Here is a 15,960-nt window from a genome sequence, read left to right on the forward strand (position 1 = left end):
GGACGGGCCCCGCCGCTCAGTCCGCGTACCGGAGCATGCCCGGCCGGACCCGCGCGTCGGCCCCGATCCGCATCCCGTCCGCGAGCGCGCCCGCCGCCCACAGCTCCCGCAGCCTCGCCAGCACCCGGTCCCGCACGTCCCACGGGCTGAGGGTGTTGACGTTGATCTTGGTGGCGCCCTCGAAGCCGGCGAGTGTGGAGACGCGCCACTTGAGCATCACGCGCCACGGCATCGGGTCCGCGACGCCGGGCGGGCGGGTGTGCCACTCCTCGTTGGAGGGGACGTCCGGGCCGGTGGCCGCGTGGGCGGCGTGCAGCAGGTCGGAGACGGCGCGCAGCTCGGCCGCGGTCTGCCGCCACGGCTGCCCCACCGGGCTCGTGGAGTAGACCTCGACCGTCGGATACCGGTGACCGAAGCCGGCGAACATCACGGCGTGCTCGTTCGCGGCGATCATCAGGTCGTGCGCCACGGCCACGTCCAGCGCGGCCTGGTTGAACACCTGCGGGTCCTCGCGCAGCCGGTCCAGGGCGGCGACGTTCTGCGCGCCGACCTCGTCGATGGCCACGAGCTGCTTGTGCAGGTGGTCGAAGGAGGCGCCGGCGGGCTTGAGCCAGTTCTGGAACACGGAGACGTACCGCACGGCGGGCGTGGTCGCGTAGAGGTCCCGCATCGCGTCGGCGGTCAGGGCCATGAACGCGTGGTGCTCATCCGGGGTGAGGGTGCCCGAGGAGGCCAGCTGGTGGTCGTCCACGGCGCCGTCGACGAAGTGCCGCCGAGCGATCACGACGTCGTGCGTGCCGCCGAAGAATGCGGCCGACGCCCCGATCAGCTCCGCCTCGGACATCGCCGCCGCCTCCTCGGCGGAGCGGCCGGAGGCGCGCAGCTTCGCGGTGACGACGGCGCGCACGTGGGCGCGGCCGGCCTCGGTGGCCAGGTACTCGTCACGGCGGCGGCACGCGTCCGGGGGGAGCTCGTAGCCGTGGTTGAGACGCCAGTAGTCGTAGCTGAGGATCTCGAAGAGGTTGGGGACCCGGCGGAAGGCCGGGATCGTCTCCTCGAGCCGCTCCGCGGCCGGATGCCGCAGGATCTGCCAGGCCGGGGCGCCGTCGTCGGCCCTCGTGGAGACGATGCGTGACTTCTCCGGCGGCGTCTCCAGCATCCGGTGCTCGCAGAAGGCGCAGTGCCGGCCGTGCTGGGCGGGGTCGAGCGGCTGCGGGGCGGGCCGGACGAGGCCGAGCGGGCGGTGGCCGCGGCCGGGCACGGTCCAGACCTCGGTACCGGTGAAGGGGTTGCGCTGCTTGACGGTGCCGTCCGGCAGTCGGGTGAGGGGCTCGCTCACAGACGGGTGCACGAGGCCAGGATACGAGGCGGTGCCGGCCCGGGCAGGCCGGCGCCGACGCGCCCGCCGGTCAGAACTCGAGCAGCACCTTGCCCTTGGCATGGTGGGATTCGAGACGCTCGAACGCCTGCTCCCAGTCGGCCAGGGGGTAGCGGCTGTCCACGGTCACGGCCAGCTCGCCGGCGTCCACGAGCCGAACGAGCTCGGCCAGGCCCGCCCCGTCCGGATGCATGAGGAAGAACTCGTAGGTCACCCCGGCCTTCTTCGCGGCCCGGCGCACCTTCGCACTGGCCACCCGGGAGACGACGGCGGCCAGCGGCCGACGCGACGGGCGCGCGGTCTCACGAAGGCTGCCGGGGCTCGGCGGGCCCGCGATGGTCACCAGCCGGCCGCCGGGCTCGATCGAGCCGAGCAGCTCGGCCATCTGATCACCGCCGATGAGGTCGAACACCTTGTCGAAGCGTTCGCCCCCCTCTGCGACGGTGCGGGCGCGATAGTCGATCACCGCGTCGGCGCCGGCCTCGCGGACGTACGGCTCACCCGCCGCGGAGGCGGTCACGGTCACGTGCGCGCCGCGCAGGTGTGCCAAGCGCGTGGCGATCAGCCCGACGCCGCCGGCGGCCCCGGTGATCAGCAACCGCTCCCCGGGCTGCAGGTCCAGGTGCTCCGGGCCGAGTGCCTGCTGGGCGGTCAGGCCGGCGAGCGGCAGGCCGGCCGCGTCCGTCAGGGGCATGCGGGCGGGCGCGGCGGCCACCCAGTCCGCGCGCACCGCGGCCAGCTCGGCGAACGCCCCGTGGCCGGAGGGGTCCACGCGGGTGATCACCGCGTCACCCGGGGCGAACGCGGTCACCCCGGCGCCCACGGTCTCGACGATGCCGCTGAGCTCGTTGCCGGCGACCGTGGGGAAGTCGTCGGGGGCGATGGCCTTGAAGTCGCCTTCGCGATGCATCGCGTCGACGGGGTTGAGGCCGACCGCGCGGGTGCGGATCAGCACCTCGCCGGCGCCGGCCGTGGGGGCGGGGACGTCGGTGAGGGCCATGGCCTCACGGCCACCGTAGGACTGGAGGACGAGTGCTCGCATGCCGCCGAGCCTAGGCGCGCCGACCCGGAGTGCCGAGCCCTGTTCGCCGTCGTCGATCACGCAGGTCGGGCTCGGCGACTTCCGGCGTGATCATCCCCACGGCCACCCGTGACGCGGGTACGCTGATCGCTGTTCCACGTCACAGCGCTCTCGCTCGACTCGTCTCACCCGCACGGAGGCCTCACCCATGTCGTCCCGCATCCACCACCCCGGCCTCCGGTCGAAGGTGATGTCCGCCGCGGAGGCGGCGGCGTTCATCCAGCACGGCACCACCGTGGGCATGAGCGGGTTCACGGGGTCCGGCTACCCGAAGGCCGTGCCGACGGCGCTGGCCGAGCGGGCCAAGGAGCTGCACGCGCGCGGCGAGGAGTTCCGCATCAACCTCCACACGGGGGCGTCCACCTCCGCGGAGATGGACGGTGCGCTGGCCGAGGCGGACGCCGTCGCGCTGCGCACCCCGTTCCAGTCGGACCCGACGATGCGCGCCAAGATCAACGCGGGCGCGATCGAGTACATCGACACACACCTGTCCCACCTGGCGCAGACCGTGTGGAACGGCTTCTACGGGCCCATGACCACCGCGGTGATCGAGGTGTCCGGGATCCGCGAGGACGGCCGTCTCGTCCCCAGCTCCTCCGTGGGCAACAACAAGTCCTGGATCGACCTGGCGGATCAGGTGATCCTCGAGGTCAACTCGTGGCAGAGCGAGGACCTCGAGGGTCTGCATGACGTCTACTACGGCACCGCGCTGCCCCCGCACCGCACGCCGATCATGCTCACCCACCCCGCGGACCGCATCGGTGAGACGTACCTGCGGTGCGATCCGGCCAAGGTGGTGGCCGTCGTCGAGACCCACGCCCCGGACCGCAACTCCCCCTTCAAGCCCGCCGACGCGGACTCGATCGCGATCGCCCAGCACCTCGTGGAGTTCTTCGAGCACGAGGTGGCCCAGGGCCGGTACGACGAGCGACTGCTGCCGCTGCAGTCGGGCGTGGGCAACATCGCGAACGCGGTGATGTCCGAGCTGGTGAAGTCCCGGTTCACGGGCCTGTCCGCGTTCACCGAGGTGGTGCAGGACGGCATGCTCGACGCCCTGGACTCCGGCACCCTGGCGACCGCGTCCGCGACCGCGTTCTCCCTGTCCACCGAGGCCGCCGAACGGTTCAACGACAACGCCGCGAAGTATCGGGACAAGCTGATCCTGCGCACCCAGGAGATCTCCAACCACCCCGAGCTCGTGCGTCGCCTCGGCATCCTCGCCATGAACGGCATGCTCGAGGCCGACCTGTACGGCAACGTGAACTCCACGCACCTGATGGGCACGAAGATGATGAACGGCCTCGGCGGCTCCGGCGACTTCGCCCGCAACGCGTTCACCTCGTTCTTCCTCACCCCCTCCACGGCCAAGGGCGGGGACATCTCCTGCATCGTGCCGATGGTCTCGCACGTGGACCACACCGAGCACGACGTGCACGTGGTGGTCACCGAGCAGGGGCTGGCCGACCTGCGCGGCCTCTCCCCCAAGCAGCGCGCCCGCACGATCATCGACACGTGCGCGCACCCGGACTACAGGGAGCAGCTGCGGGACTACTTCGACCGCGCGATGCGCGGGTCGGACGGCCTGCACACCCCGCACCTGTTGGGCGAGTCCCTGTCCTGGCACCAGCGCTTCCTCGAGACCGGGACGATGCGTCAAGGCTGACGGCCCGCCGGACCGGACACCTGCGGGACACCTGCGACGGGGCACCCTACAGTGGGCCGCGCCTCGCGGCAGGGTGAGATCACGCCGGCTCCGGGCACGTGCCCGGAGCCGGCCCAGGGCCGCAGGACCGGCGACGGCGTCAGCCGCGCCCGCCCTGCTCCCGCTCGGGGATTCCCGCGGCCCACAGGGCGGCCGCGATGAGGGCGGGCTGGCCGAAGAGCCGCGCCAGGCGGCGACCGTCCGTGTCCAGCCCGAAGCCGTCCTTGCGCTCGGCGTACTGCCCGATGTTCCCGGGGTAGATCGCGGTGTAGAAGGCCGCCAGGGCGGTGCCGGTCAGGCGGCGCTGCCCGGGGAGCGCCAGCAGAGCGGCCCCGAGGCCGATCTCGGCCACGCCGGATCCGAGCACCACGAGGTCCGCCGGGAGCGGGACCCACGAGGGCACCTGGGCGCGGAACTCACGGCGTGCCACGGTGAGGTGGGACAGCCCCGCGGCGGTCATGAACCCGCCGAGGCCGAGGCGGGCGGCGGTCTGGGAGAGGGGGACAGGCTGCCGGTGCTTCGTCATCACGCCTCCCCGAGCTCGAGGACGACGTCGATGTTGCCCCGGGTGGCGTTCGAATAGGGGCACACCTGATGCGCCTGCTCCATGAGGGCGCGGGCCTGATCCGCGGGGACATTGGGGAGCACGACCTCGAGGGTGACCTCCAGGCCGAAGCCCTCACCCTGGCGGCCGATGCCCACGCGCGCGCCGACGGAGGAGTCGGTGATGTCGGCACGGGAGGCACGGGCGACCATCTGCAGGGCCGAGTGGAAGCACGCGGCGTAGCCGGCGGCGAACAGCTGCTCGGGGTTGGTGCCCTGGCCGGAGCCGCCCATTTCGGTGGGCACGGCGAGGTCGAGGTCGACCCGCCCGTCGGTGGTGCGGACATGGCCGTCGCGGCCGGCGCCGGTGCTGAGCGCCTCGGCGGTGTAGATGGTCTCCATAGGAGGTCCTTTCATCCGCCCGCCCCGTGCGGGACGAGTCGGCTCCAGCCTGCCACCCTGTTAGGTCGCGCGCAACCAAGTCGCTCCCCAGCGACCACTAGAATCGCTTCCATGGATGCCGCGCCGACCCCCAGCCTCGCCCTCGAGGACCAGCTCTGCTTCGCCCTGCACCGGGCGGCGCGCGCCGTCACGCGCGGCTACGGCCCCCTGCTGTCCCGCCTCGGCCTCACCTACCCTCAGTACCTCGTGATGCTCACCCTGTGGCAGGCGGAGGGTGACGCCTCGGCCGAGACGGAGGCGTCGACACCGGACGCCGGGGCGCTGGGAGTCGGCGCGCTGCGGGACCGGCTCGGCATGGACAACGGGACGATCACACCCCTGGTGCGGCGCCTGGCCGGCATGGGGCTCGTCACGCGGGAGCGCGACGTCCACGACGAGCGACGCGTGCTGGTCCGGCTGACGGACGAGGGGCGAGCGCTGCGGGCGTCCGCCCGGACGGTCCCGGTGGACGCCCTCACCCGGATCCCCCTCGACACCACCGAGCGCCAGGTCCTCATGGACCTGCTGAACCGGATCACCGAGGCCGCCGGGCCGCGCTGAGACGGCGGGAGCGGCCCGCGCGGAGCGCGGGTCAGCGCACCCGGTCCAGGATCGCCCGAGCGACGGCATCCGCCTCACGCTCGGGCAGCCAGTGGTCCGCGTCGAGCTTCACGAACCGGTACTCCCCCGCCACCTGCCCGGCCGTGAGCTCGGCGGCCCGCGGCCCCAGGGCCGCGTCCCGGGTGCCCCACACGTACGTGGTGGGGACCGTCACGGGCGCGCTGCGCGTGGTGGTCACCAGATCCGGGTTCGCCCGATACCAGTTCACCGGGCCGCGCAGGCTCTGCGGGGTGGAGAACCGGCGGGCGTAGTGCTCCGCCCCGGGGACCTGCCCCCGTTGCAGCAGGGAGCCCAGCCGTCGGGCGAGGATTCGTTCGGGGAGGGCCGGCGCCTGGAAGGCGGCGATGTACCAGCTGCGGCGCAGCTGGTCCGGGCCGCGCAGGGCGCGGGCCAGGGCGGCCGGGTGCGGCGTGGACAGGACCGTCAGGGACGCGACGCGCTCGGGGTGGGCGGTGGCCAGCGCCCAGGCGACGGCGCCACCCCAGTCATGGCCGACGACGTGGACGCGCCGCGCCCCCGCCGCGTCCGCCAGCGCGACGGCGTCCCCCACGAGCGCCGGGAGGCGATAGGCCGCCGTCGCCCGCGGAGCGGCCCCCGGGGAGTAGCCGCGCTGATCCGGGGCGAGCGTGCGCAGCCCCGCGGCGTGCAGCAGCGGTTCGACATGCCTCCAGGACGTGGCGTCCTGCGGGAAGCCGTGCAGCAGCAGGACCACCTCCCCCTCGGCCGGCCCGCCGTCGCGGACGTCGAAGGTCAGGCCCTGATGCCGGAAGGTGTCCATGCCGCCCCCGAGTGCGCCGTCGCCCGTCACAGCCGGACGAGCATCTTCCCCGTGTTGGCACCCTCGAGCAGGTCGATGAACGCCTGGGGTGCGTTCTCCAGCCCCTCCCGGACGGTCTCGTCCCACTGGATCTTCCCGGCGGCGACCCACGGGCCCACGCGCTCCAGGAACTCGGGGCGGACCTGCGCTGCGTACTTCTGCAGGACGAAGCCGCGCAGGGTCAGGCACTTGCCGATCGCCAGGGCGAGGTTGCGCGGGGCGGCCGGCGGCTCCGTCGAGTTGTACTGGGCGATCGCGCCGCACATCGCCACGCGGCCGTCGACCCGCATCGCGGCGATGGCGGCCTCGAGGTGGTCGCCGCCCACGTTGTCGAAGTAGACGTCGATGCCCTCCGGCGCCGCCTCGGCCAGCAGATCGGTGGGCGAGCCGTCGTGGTAGTCGAACGCGGCGTCGAAGCCCAGCTCCTTCACCCGCGCCACCTTCTCGGGCGTGCCCGCCGAGCCGACCACGCGCGAGGCGCCCAGCAGGCGGGCGATCTGGCCGGCGACCGAGCCGACGGCCCCCGCGGCGCCCGAGATGAAGACGGCGTCGCCCTCCTGCATCTCGGCCACGTGCACGAGGCCGGTGTAGGCGGTCAGACCCGTCATGCCCAGCACGCCCAGGTAGGTGCTGTCCGAGAACTGGGAGGTGTCCACGACCTGGACGGTGTCGCCGTCGAGGACGGCGTGCTCGCGCCAGCCGCGGCCGTGGAGCACGGACGTGCCCTCCGGCACGTCCGCGTGGCGCGAGGCGATCACGGTGCCCACCGCGCCGCCGTCGAGGGGGGCGTCGAGTTGGAACGGAGGCACGTAGGACTCGACGTCGTTCATGCGGCCGCGCATGTACGGGTCCACGGACATCACGGTGTTGCGCACGAGGACCTGGCCCTCGGCGAGCTCGGGGAGCTCGACCTCCGTGAGGCGGAAGTTCTCCGGCGTCGGGGCGCCGTGGGGGCGGGAGGCGAGGTGGATCTCGCGCGTGCGGGTGGGGGTGCTCATGGTGGTCTCCTCGGGGTCGGGGCGGCGGGCTCGGTGGAGGGTCAGCGCGCGAGCAGGTCCAGGAGGCGGCGGGCGGCGTCGGCGGAGGAGGCCGGGTTCTGGCCGGTCACCAGGGTGCCGTCCGTGACCACGAAGCTCTCCCCGTCCGGGCCCTTGCGGTAGTCCGCGCCGGCGGCGATCAGCGAGTCCTCGACGAGGAACGGGACGACGTCCGTCAGCTGGGCGGCCTCCTCCTCGCCGTTGGTGAACCCGGTGACCTGACGGCCGCGCACGAACGGGGTGCCGTCGGCGGCGGTGATCGGGTGCAGGATCCCGGGCGCGTGGCAGACGAGGCCGAGCGGGCGCCCGGCCGCGTCGCTGTCGAGGATGATCCGCGTGGAGTCGGCGTCGGACACCAGGTCCCACAGCGGGCCGTGACCGCCCGGGTAGAAGACGGCGTCGAACCCGTCCACGTCCACCTGCGCCAGGGGCGTGGTGTGGGCCAGGGCGGCCTTGGCCTCCTCGTCCTGGTCGAACCGGCGGGTGGCCTCGGTCTGCATCTCCGGCTTCGAGCTCGTCGGGTCGATGGGCGGCTGGCCGCCGCGGGGCGAGGCGAGGGTGACCTCGTGGCCGGCGTCCGTGAAGACATAGTAGGGCGAGGCGAACTCCTCGAGCCAGAACCCGGTCTTGCGGCCGGTGTCGCCCAGCTGGTCGTGCGAGGTGAGGATCATCAGGATGCGGGACATGTCTGGGGCCCTTTCGTCGGTGGGGACTGAACTCTCATGGTCGTACACAACCGAATCTCGGGCAAGGGTGACGGTGCCCGGGTCGTCAGCGCTCCGTCACCCGCCCGTCCTGGACCTGCCAGCGACGGTCGGTGCGGACGGTGTCCAGCATGCGGCGGTCGTGGGTGACGAGCAGCAGGGCGCCCTCATAGGTCTCCAGGGCCTGTTCGAGCTGCTCGATGGCCTCCAGGTCCAGGTGGTTGGTGGGCTCGTCGAGCACCAGGACGTTCACCCCGCGGGCCTGGAGCAGGGCCAGGGATGCCCGGGTGCGCTCGCCGGGCGAGAGCTCGTCCACGGGGCGGTTCACGTGGTCGGCCTTGAGGCCGAACTTGGCCAGCAGGGTGCGCACCTCCCCGGAGGCCATCTCGGGCACGAGCGCCTCGACGGCCGCGGCGAGCGGGACGGTCCCGGCCAGCAGCGAGCGCGCCTGGTCGATCTCCCCGATCTGCACGCTGGACCCCAGGGCGGCCGTGCCCTCGTCCGGGGCCTGGCGGCCCAGCAGCGCGCGCAGCAGGGTGGACTTGCCGGCCCCGTTGGGCCCGGTGATGCCGATCCGCTCCCCCGCGTTCACCTGGAGGGACACCGGGCCGAGCGTGAAGCCTCCCTGCCGGAAGACGGCGTCGTTGAGGGTGGCGACCACCGAGCTGGAGCGCGGCGCCGCACCGATGGTGAACTCCAGCCTCCACTCCTTGCGCGGCTCCTCCACCTCCTCCAGGCGCGCGATGCGGCTCTCCATCTGCCGGACCTTCTGGGCCTGCTTCTCGCTCGACTCACTGTTGGCCCTGCGGCGCAGCTTGTCGTTGTCCGGGGACTTCTTCATCGCGTTGCGCACGCCCTGGCTGGACCACTCCCGCTGGATGCGGGCGCGGGAGACGAGGTCCTGCTTCTGCTCGGCGAACTCCTCGTACTTCTCCCGGGCCTGGCGGCGCAGGGTGGCCCGCTCCTCGAGGTAGGCCTCGTAGCCGCCGCCGTAGACGCGGTTGGTGCGCTGGGCGAGGTCGAGCTCCAGGACGCGGGTGACGCAGCGGGCCAGGAACTCGCGGTCGTGGCTCACCAGCACGACGCCGCCGCGCAGCTCCTGCACGAAGGCCTCCAGGCGGGTCAGACCGTCGAGGTCCAGGTCGTTGGTGGGCTCGTCCAGGAGCACGACGTCGAAGCGGGAGAGCAACAGCGCGGCGAGGCCGACGCGGGCGGCCTGCCCACCGGAGAGGGAGGTCATGAGGACCTGTTCCGGGGAGGCGGAGAGGTCGAGGCCGAGGTCGGCCAGGACGGCGGGGATGCGCTCCTCCAGGTCCGCGGCGCCGGAGGCCAGCCAGCGGGTGAGGGCGGTGTTGTAGCGGTCTGCGGCGGCGTCCGTGACGTCCGGGTCCGCCAGGCCCGAAGCGGAGGCGTCCATCTCTCGAGTGGCCTCGGCGCAGCCGGTGCGGCGGGCGATGTACCCGGCGACCGTCTCCCCCGGCACCCGCTCGCGCTCCTGCGGCAGCCAGCCCACGAACGCGTCGGCCGGGGCCAGGCTGACCGTGCCGGCCTGCGGCGCGAGGTCCCCGCCGAGGATGCGCAGCAGGGTGGACTTGCCCGCGCCGTTGGCCCCCACGACGCCGACGACGTCCCCGGGCGCGACCGTGAGGTCCAGATCCTCGAAGAGCGTGCGGTGGCCGTGGCCGCCGGCGAGGCCGGAGGCGACAAGGGTGGCGGTCATGGTGCTCCTGACGGAAGTGCGGCGGGCGTCAGGCCATTCTGCCGCGACTGAGCTCCACGAGCTTCTCGGCCCGGGCGCGCGTCGCCTCCTCTCCCGCCGCGATGGCGACGCCGGAGCTGCGGAAGTCCGCGACCGTCATCCCCTCGATCGGCGGGCTGATGAGCACGTCCGGCCGGTAGAGCGAGAGCCGGACGGTGGTGAGCTGGGCCTGCATGACGTCGATCGCCCGCATGGCCTGGCGCAGCGACGTGGCGGGCGAACGGCGGGTGCGGGTGCGCGCCCCGGGCTCCGGCCGCTCCAGGGGCTCGAGCGTGGTGGCATCGACGGCGATCACCCGCTGCGCGCCCAGGAAGCGCACCCCGTCCACCGGGATCTGGTTGAGGATGCCGCCGTCCACCAGCACGGAGTCCCCCACGGTCACCGGCTCCAGCGCGCCGGGGTAGGCGGTGGTCGCCTGGATCGCGGTGATGAGGTCCCCGGTGTGCAGGTAGCGGGTCTGGCCCTCGACGACGTCGGCCGCGGTGAGCACCAGGGGAATCTGCAGCTCCTCGAAGGTGTCCGGGAGCAGCTCGCGGAGCCAGGCCCGCAGCCTCTCGCTGGAGAGGATGCCGCCGGTCAGGCCCCAGTTGATGAGCCGCGGCCAGTCCACGCTCCGCTCGATCTTCTCGAGCGAGGCGGCGTCATGACCGGCGGCTATGAGCGCGCCGAGGAGGCCGCCCATGCTCGTTCCCGCGAGCACGTCCGGGCGGATGTCGAGCTCCTCGAGCACCCGCCAGACCCCGATGTGGCACAGCCCGCGCGCTCCTCCGCCGCCCAGGGCGAGGCCCAGCCGACCCGTGGGCCGTTCGTCATGCATCATCGGCCCAGTGTGCCACGGACATGACCGTGAAGGGAGCGATGCCGGTCAGTCCGTCTCCGGCAGGCCGGCGGCCCACAGGGCGGCGGCAGACGAGGGCGCGGAACGCCTGCATCGGTCCCTCACCGTCCTGACGACCACCGGGTTCCTGGGCGGCGTCGAGATCACGATCGGCCTGCTCGCGTACCTGCTCACGCTCCACGAGACGGGCAGCCACCTTCTGGCCGGACTCGCGTTCTCCATCGGCCTGGTCAGCCTGTTCCTCGCCCACTCCGAGCTCTTCACGGAGGGGTTCTACTACCCGATCACCGCGATCGCCGCCGGCCGGGGCACGTGGATGGAGCTGCTGCGTCTGTGGGCGGTGACCCTCGTGATGAACCTCCTCGGCGGCACCGTGATGATCGCCCTCGTGGTGGCGGGGTTCCCCGACCTGCACGGCACCCTGGCCGAGAGCGCCCACCACTTCCTGGACATCGGCTTCAGCTGGCAGGGCGCCGCCCTGGCGGTCCTGGCCGGGGTGGCGATCACCCTCGTGACGCGGATGCAGGCCGGGACGGACAGCCCGACGGCGATGATCGTCGCGTCCGTCGCCGGAGCCATCGTCCTCGCCGGCGGTTCGCTCTTCCATTCGGTGATGGACTCGATCCTCATCATCGGAGCCATCCTGTCCGGAGCGCACGGCGTGGGGTGGCTCGAGTGGCTCAGTTGGGTGTGGTGGGTGATCCCCCTGAACATCCTCGGCGGGCTGGCGCTGACGACGGCGCCGCGCCTGCTGCGTTCCAAGGAGGTGCGGGAAGAGACGGGGCGGTGAGGGCAGGGCCCGAATGACAGGGATCAGACGGCGTCCCGCGTCCCGTCGGCGGCGGGCTCGGGCAGCTCCTCGGTCACCCGGGAGGTGTTGGGGAAGACGAAGCGGTAGCTGAGACCGGCGACCGCGGCGCCCAACAACGGGGCCACGAAGAACAGCCAGACCTGGCCGAGGGCGTCCCCGCCCGCGAACAGGGCCACGCCGAAGGAGCGAGCGGGGTTCACGGAGGTGTTCGACACGGGGATGGAGATCAGGTGGATCAGCGTGAGGGTCAGGCCGATGGCCAGCGGCGCGAAGCCGGACGGAGCACGGCGGTCCGTGGCGCCGAGGATGACGTAGAGGAACACGGCGGTCAGCAGCACCTCGGTCAGGAACACCGCGCCCATCGAGTAGCCCGCGGGCGAGAGTTCGCCATAGCCGTTGGTGGCCAGGCCGTTCTCCGCAAGCGAGTAGCCCGGACGACCGGAGGCGATCGCCAGCAGCACGCCGCCGGCCGCCACGCCGCCCACGAGCTGGGCGATCCAGTACGGCACAGTGAGCTTCCACGGCAGACGACCCGCGAGCGCCGCACCCAGCGTGACGGCCGGGTTGAAGTGACCGCCGGAGATGTGGCCTACGGCGTAGGCCATGGCCACCACGGTCAGGCCGAAGGCGAGGGCGACGCCGAGGAAGCCGATGCCCATGTTGACGCCTGTGGCGTCGTCGATCACGGATGCGGAGAACACGGCAGCGGCGTCCGTGGGACCGTCCCGCCGTTGCCTGGGCGCACCGTCTCGTCCCGCGTCCACCCTCCTGACCGCGCCGCCACGATCACGCCCGCAGATCAGGCAGCGGCCCTCATCCGGGACGGGGACGCCGCCGGGCACCGCTCGTCCGGCCGGAGGACGGGCCTCAGCCCGCCGGCTGATCCACCCCCGCGGCGGGACGCCCGTCCTCCAGGTAGACGCAGTGCGCGGCGTCCCAGGCGGCGTCGACGCGGCGGGCGATCGCCGGGCGCAGGAGCTTCCGGGCCTCCTGGCACGTCACGAAGCTATGCTCGGAGGCCTCGTCCTCCTGCAGGCGGATGGCGGCGACGTCCGCAGCAGTGAGCGGGTGGACGGCGCGGAAGAGGAAGCGCAGGCCGATCCGGCCGTCGGCCTTGCTGGGCCGCGTGTCGACGGCGACGAGCCGCCCGGCGGTCACCTCCAGCCCCGTCTCCTCCCGGACCTCGCGGCGGCAGCCGCAGGAGACGGGGACGGAAGGGATCAGGAAGGACATGGCGCCAGCCTAGAGGCCGGCGCCGGCGGGGCGCTGGCCGGCAGACTTATGTCCCGCGCGGCGGGCGCGCACCGTGCGGACGGCCAGGATCAGCCAGGCGAGCACGGCCAGCGCGGCGAACACCGCGGGCAGCACGTGCCCCAGGAGCACGGAGGAGGCGACGGCGGCGAGGAACGCGGCCAGGTTGAGGACGACGTCGTACATCGGCGTGATGAACCGCCGGTTCACCACGTGGAGCCCGGCGATCGCCACGCCGCACGCGAACGTCACCGAGAGCAGGAGGTTGACTACCGGGGGAGGGTATCAGCGGCGGTCGAGTCGGACGGCCTCGAGCATGCGGCGGTCGTGGGTGACCAGCAGCAGGGCGCCGTCCTAGGCCTCGAGGGCCTGCTCCGGGCGTTCGAGGCCTGCAGACGGGCGTCAGCCTTGCCGGGCATAGGCGTGCTCGCGTTGCGTCACTGACCCTTTGCGTCATGGCCGCGAGGCTTTGTCCGCGAGAGGCGGGCATCCCCTCGCTACGCTGAGGCCATGGCGACGGTTCTCCTCGTGCGGCACGGCCGCACCACGGCCAACGCGACCGGACTGCTGGCGGGCCGCACCCCCGGGGTCAGCCTGGACGATCACGGACGGGAGCAGGCGGCACGCACCGGGGGCCGGATCGCGGCCGTGCCCGTGGCCGCGGTGGTGGCCAGTCCCCTGGAGCGGTGCGCGCAGACGGCCCGCGCCCTCCTCGATCGCCAGCCGGGGACGGTGCCCTCGCTGGTCGACGACGACCTCACCGAGTGCGACTACGGCCAGTGGCAGGGACGCGCGCTCAGCGACCTGGCCACCGAGCCCCTGTGGGCGACGGTGCAGACCCAGCCGTCCGCCGTCGTCTTCCCCGGTGGGGAGTCCATGGCGGGCATGCAGGCCCGCGCGGTGGCGGCGATCCGCCGGCACGACGCCGCGGTCGAGGCCGAGCACGGGCCCGGGGCGGTGTGGGTGGCGGTGAGCCACGGGGACGTCATCAAGTCGATCCTGGCCGACGCGCTCGGCACGCACCTGGATCTGTTCCAGCGGATCGAGGTGGGGCCCGCCTCCGTGTCCATCGTGAGCTACGGTCCGGCCCGCCCGCGGGTCTGGGCGATGAACACCGACGCCGGGGACCTGTCCTGGCTGGCGACCCTCGGCCCGTCCGACGACGCCCCGGTGGGCGGCGGCGCAGGCACGGGCGCCGGTGCGGTGGACGAGCGGACGCCTAGGATCGTGGCATGACTGATGCACCTGCCCCCGCCCATGAGTTCGACTGGCCGGATCGCGTCGTGATCGGGACGCTCGGGCGTCCCGGAGCCCGCACGTTCTACCTGCAGGTGCGCACCGGGCCCCGGCTGGTGAGCCTGGCGCTGGAGAAGCAGCAGTCGGCCCTGATGGCGGAGATGATCGACGAGATCCTCGACGATCTCATGGCGCTGGAGGGCAACCCGCACAGCGTCCCGGCCAGCACGCCCGTGGAACTCGTGGACAACGATCCGCTGGACCCGGTGCAGGAGTGGTTCCGGGTGGGGGCTATCGGCCTGGGCTGGGACCCCACCACCGCGCAGGTGCTCGTCGACGCGCACCCCCTGACCGACGACGACGCCGACCCGGCGCTCGAGGCGGACGCCGAGGCCGTGCGCGTGCGGATGCCCGTCGGCGCCGCCCGGGCGTTCGCTCGGCGCACCCGGGAGGTCGTGGACGCCGGGCGTCCGGTCTGCTCGGACTGCGGCCAGCCCATCGACCCCGACGGCCACGACTGCACTTTCCCCGACTCCTGATGAGCGCCGCGGACGTGCCCGCCGGCGAGCTGATGTCCGGGGAGCTGACGCTCACCGGCCGCATCACGACGGCGTCCAACGCCACGTTCCTCGGCGCGATCGGTGACACCCCGGTGGTCTACAAGCCGGTGGCCGGCGAGGCCCCGCTCTGGGACTTCCCCGCCGCAACCCTGGCCCGCCGGGAGGTGGCCGCGTCCCTGGTGTCCGAGGCGCTGGGGTGGGACATTGTGCCGCGCACCTGGCTGCGCGACGGCCCGTTCGGTAAGGGCATGGTGCAGCTCTGGCAGGAGCAGGATCCTGAGCAGGACGCCGTGGACCTGTTCCCGGCGGACGAAGTGCCGGCCTCGGGATGGCTCACGGTCCTGGAGGGTGAGGACGAGGGCGGGAATCGGCTGGTCCTGGCCCACGAGGACTCGGCGGCGCTGCGCCGCATGGCGGTGTTCGACGTGCTCGTCAACAACGCCGACCGCAAGGGCGCCCACATCCTCGCCATGCCCGGCGGCCACCGCCACGGCGTGGACCACGGGCTGACGTTCCATGTGCAGGACAAGCTGCGGACCGTGCTCTGGGGGTGGCTGGGCGAGGCGCTGAGCGAGGAGGAGCGCGACGGCGTCGCCCGGGTTCTCGACGGGCTCGACGGTGAGCTGGGGCAGGGGCTGGCGGAGCTGCTGGGTGCCGAGGAAGTCGAAGCCCTTGCCGCACGCTGTGCCCAGTTGCTCGACGACGGGATCTTCCCTGCCCCGAGCGGGCTGACGCCGGCCGTGCCCTGGCCGCTGTTCTGACGGGCCTGAGGCGTCAGCGCGGCCGGCTGATCGTGAAGTCCAGCGAGTTCTCGCCGACGGCGCGGCACAGCAGCGCGCTGTCGCCGATCAGGAGCGTCTGCCCCGCTCCGCAGGAGTAGGTGCCCCCCTCGGTGCCGCCGGCGGAGAAGGTGGCCGTCCCCTCATCGCTCGCCGTCTCGAGCCGGAATCGCTCGCCGACGCTGCCGAGGATCGGCCCGGAGACGGGGAAGGGCAGGTCCTGGAACGCGTTGCCTGACACGGAGATCCCGCAGCTGCGCACGGTGGTATCTGTGGAGCACGTCGAGGTCCACGTCTACGTCTGGCAGCGCCCGAGGGCCGCGGCGCTCAGGCCGAGGCCCACGAGCGAGATGGTGACTCGTGTGCGCACGGCGCCCACCCGATCGGAGATCCCAGCGGGCG

At 73.0% G+C, this 15,960-nt stretch carries 19 protein-coding genes and 1 pseudogene; 6 read left to right on the forward strand and 14 right to left on the reverse strand.

Features of this window, described 5'->3' with window-relative positions:
* Positions 1–16: 16 nt before the first annotated feature.
* Both B1A86_RS07950 and B1A86_RS07955 read right to left on the reverse strand, forming a co-directional pair.
* Complete coding sequence (locus tag B1A86_RS07950; protein WP_174233307.1) at positions 17–1,339, reverse strand: DUF4921 family protein; 1,323 nt, start codon at positions 1,337–1,339, stop codon at positions 17–19.
* Positions 1,340–1,409: 70 nt separating this feature from the next.
* Entirely contained in the window at positions 1,410–2,420 is a 1,011-nt protein-coding gene (locus B1A86_RS07955; protein WP_036338689.1) for an NADP-dependent oxidoreductase, read from the reverse strand.
* Positions 2,421–2,607: 187 nt separating this feature from the next.
* Between B1A86_RS07955 and B1A86_RS07960 the strand changes: the two genes are divergently transcribed.
* Complete coding sequence (locus B1A86_RS07960) at positions 2,608–4,122, forward strand: acetyl-CoA hydrolase/transferase family protein (protein WP_036338687.1); 1,515 nt, start codon at positions 2,608–2,610, stop codon at positions 4,120–4,122.
* Between the two features lie 139 nt (positions 4,123–4,261).
* Here B1A86_RS07960 and B1A86_RS07965 read toward each other — a convergent pair whose 3' ends face one another.
* Both B1A86_RS07965 and B1A86_RS07970 read right to left on the reverse strand, forming a co-directional pair.
* Complete coding sequence (locus B1A86_RS07965; protein WP_036338685.1) at positions 4,262–4,687, reverse strand: membrane protein; 426 nt, start codon at positions 4,685–4,687, stop codon at positions 4,262–4,264.
* Complete coding sequence (locus B1A86_RS07970) at positions 4,687–5,106, reverse strand: organic hydroperoxide resistance protein (RefSeq protein WP_002855232.1); 420 nt, start codon at positions 5,104–5,106, stop codon at positions 4,687–4,689. Before B1A86_RS07970 ends, B1A86_RS07965 begins: the two co-directional genes overlap by 1 nt.
* A 111-nt stretch (positions 5,107–5,217) precedes the next feature.
* On the opposite strand from B1A86_RS07970, the gene B1A86_RS07975 reads away from it, so the two are divergent.
* The gene (locus tag B1A86_RS07975) at positions 5,218–5,706 is read left to right on the forward strand and encodes a MarR family winged helix-turn-helix transcriptional regulator (protein ID WP_036338682.1); all 489 of its coding nucleotides are present in this window, start codon (positions 5,218–5,220) and stop codon (positions 5,704–5,706) included.
* A gap of 31 nt (positions 5,707–5,737) precedes the next feature.
* On the opposite strand, the gene B1A86_RS07980 is transcribed toward B1A86_RS07975, so the two are convergent.
* From B1A86_RS07980 to B1A86_RS08000, 5 genes are all read right to left on the reverse strand, one after another.
* Positions 5,738–6,544, reverse strand: coding sequence for an alpha/beta fold hydrolase (locus tag B1A86_RS07980; protein ID WP_036338733.1), 807 nt, complete (start codon positions 6,542–6,544; stop codon positions 5,738–5,740).
* Between the two features lie 26 nt (positions 6,545–6,570).
* Positions 6,571–7,581, reverse strand: coding sequence for an NADP-dependent oxidoreductase (locus B1A86_RS07985; RefSeq protein ID WP_069941693.1), 1,011 nt, complete (start codon positions 7,579–7,581; stop codon positions 6,571–6,573).
* Between the two features lie 41 nt (positions 7,582–7,622).
* Positions 7,623–8,306, reverse strand: a complete 684-nt coding sequence (locus tag B1A86_RS07990) for a type 1 glutamine amidotransferase domain-containing protein (protein WP_069941694.1) — start codon at positions 8,304–8,306, stop codon at positions 7,623–7,625.
* A gap of 85 nt (positions 8,307–8,391) precedes the next feature.
* Complete coding sequence (abc-f, locus tag B1A86_RS07995; RefSeq protein WP_036340837.1) at positions 8,392–10,044, reverse strand: ribosomal protection-like ABC-F family protein; 1,653 nt, start codon at positions 10,042–10,044, stop codon at positions 8,392–8,394.
* Positions 10,045–10,072: 28 nt separating this feature from the next.
* Positions 10,073–10,903: a patatin-like phospholipase family protein gene (locus B1A86_RS08000; protein ID WP_010080497.1), complete on the reverse strand. Its 831-nt coding sequence runs from the start codon at positions 10,901–10,903 to the stop codon at positions 10,073–10,075.
* A 7-nt stretch (positions 10,904–10,910) separates the two neighbouring features.
* Here B1A86_RS08000 and B1A86_RS08005 point away from each other — a divergent pair, with 7 nt between their 5' ends.
* Positions 10,911–11,711, forward strand: coding sequence for a formate/nitrite transporter family protein (locus B1A86_RS08005; RefSeq protein WP_078025878.1), 801 nt, complete (start codon positions 10,911–10,913; stop codon positions 11,709–11,711).
* A 23-nt stretch (positions 11,712–11,734) separates the two neighbouring features.
* Here B1A86_RS08005 and aqpZ read toward each other — a convergent pair whose 3' ends face one another.
* The 4 genes and pseudogenes from aqpZ to B1A86_RS11935 form a co-directional block, all read right to left on the reverse strand.
* Positions 11,735–12,433: an aquaporin Z gene (gene aqpZ / locus B1A86_RS08010; protein WP_036316501.1), complete on the reverse strand. Its 699-nt coding sequence runs from the start codon at positions 12,431–12,433 to the stop codon at positions 11,735–11,737.
* A gap of 166 nt (positions 12,434–12,599) precedes the next feature.
* The gene (locus B1A86_RS08015; RefSeq protein ID WP_240739684.1) at positions 12,600–12,965 is read right to left on the reverse strand and encodes an NUDIX domain-containing protein; all 366 of its coding nucleotides are present in this window, start codon (positions 12,963–12,965) and stop codon (positions 12,600–12,602) included.
* A gap of 9 nt (positions 12,966–12,974) precedes the next feature.
* Positions 12,975–13,235, reverse strand: a complete 261-nt coding sequence (locus tag B1A86_RS08020) for a hypothetical protein (protein ID WP_070708871.1) — start codon at positions 13,233–13,235, stop codon at positions 12,975–12,977.
* A 33-nt stretch (positions 13,236–13,268) separates the two neighbouring features.
* Positions 13,269–13,370: pseudogene (locus tag B1A86_RS11935) on the reverse strand (ABC transporter ATP-binding protein); the annotation flags it as partial.
* A gap of 123 nt (positions 13,371–13,493) precedes the next feature.
* Between B1A86_RS11935 and B1A86_RS08025 the strand changes: the two are divergent.
* From B1A86_RS08025 to B1A86_RS08035, 3 genes are read left to right on the forward strand one after another with little or no spacing between them, the layout of a single operon-like run.
* Positions 13,494–14,219, forward strand: coding sequence for a histidine phosphatase family protein (locus B1A86_RS08025; protein ID WP_186299915.1), 726 nt, complete (start codon positions 13,494–13,496; stop codon positions 14,217–14,219).
* Positions 14,216–14,758 carry a DUF3090 domain-containing protein gene (locus tag B1A86_RS08030; protein ID WP_063190266.1) on the forward strand — a complete coding sequence of 181 codons (543 nt, stop codon included), beginning with the start codon at positions 14,216–14,218 and terminating at the stop codon, positions 14,756–14,758. The genes B1A86_RS08025 and B1A86_RS08030 overlap by 4 nt, the downstream gene beginning before the upstream one ends.
* On the forward strand, positions 14,758–15,540 hold the full coding sequence (locus B1A86_RS08035) for an SCO1664 family protein (RefSeq protein WP_036340845.1): 783 nt from the start codon (positions 14,758–14,760) through the stop codon (positions 15,538–15,540). Before B1A86_RS08030 ends, B1A86_RS08035 begins: the two co-directional genes overlap by 1 nt.
* A 13-nt stretch (positions 15,541–15,553) precedes the next feature.
* Here the strand turns inward: B1A86_RS08035 and B1A86_RS08040 are convergent, their stop codons facing one another.
* Complete coding sequence (locus B1A86_RS08040; protein WP_078025880.1) at positions 15,554–15,799, reverse strand: hypothetical protein; 246 nt, start codon at positions 15,797–15,799, stop codon at positions 15,554–15,556.
* Positions 15,800–15,960: the final 161 nt, after the last annotated feature.

Source organism: Micrococcus sp. KBS0714, from assembly GCF_002008305.4.
GTDB classification, from domain to species: domain Bacteria; phylum Actinomycetota; class Actinomycetes; order Actinomycetales; family Micrococcaceae; genus Micrococcus; species Micrococcus luteus.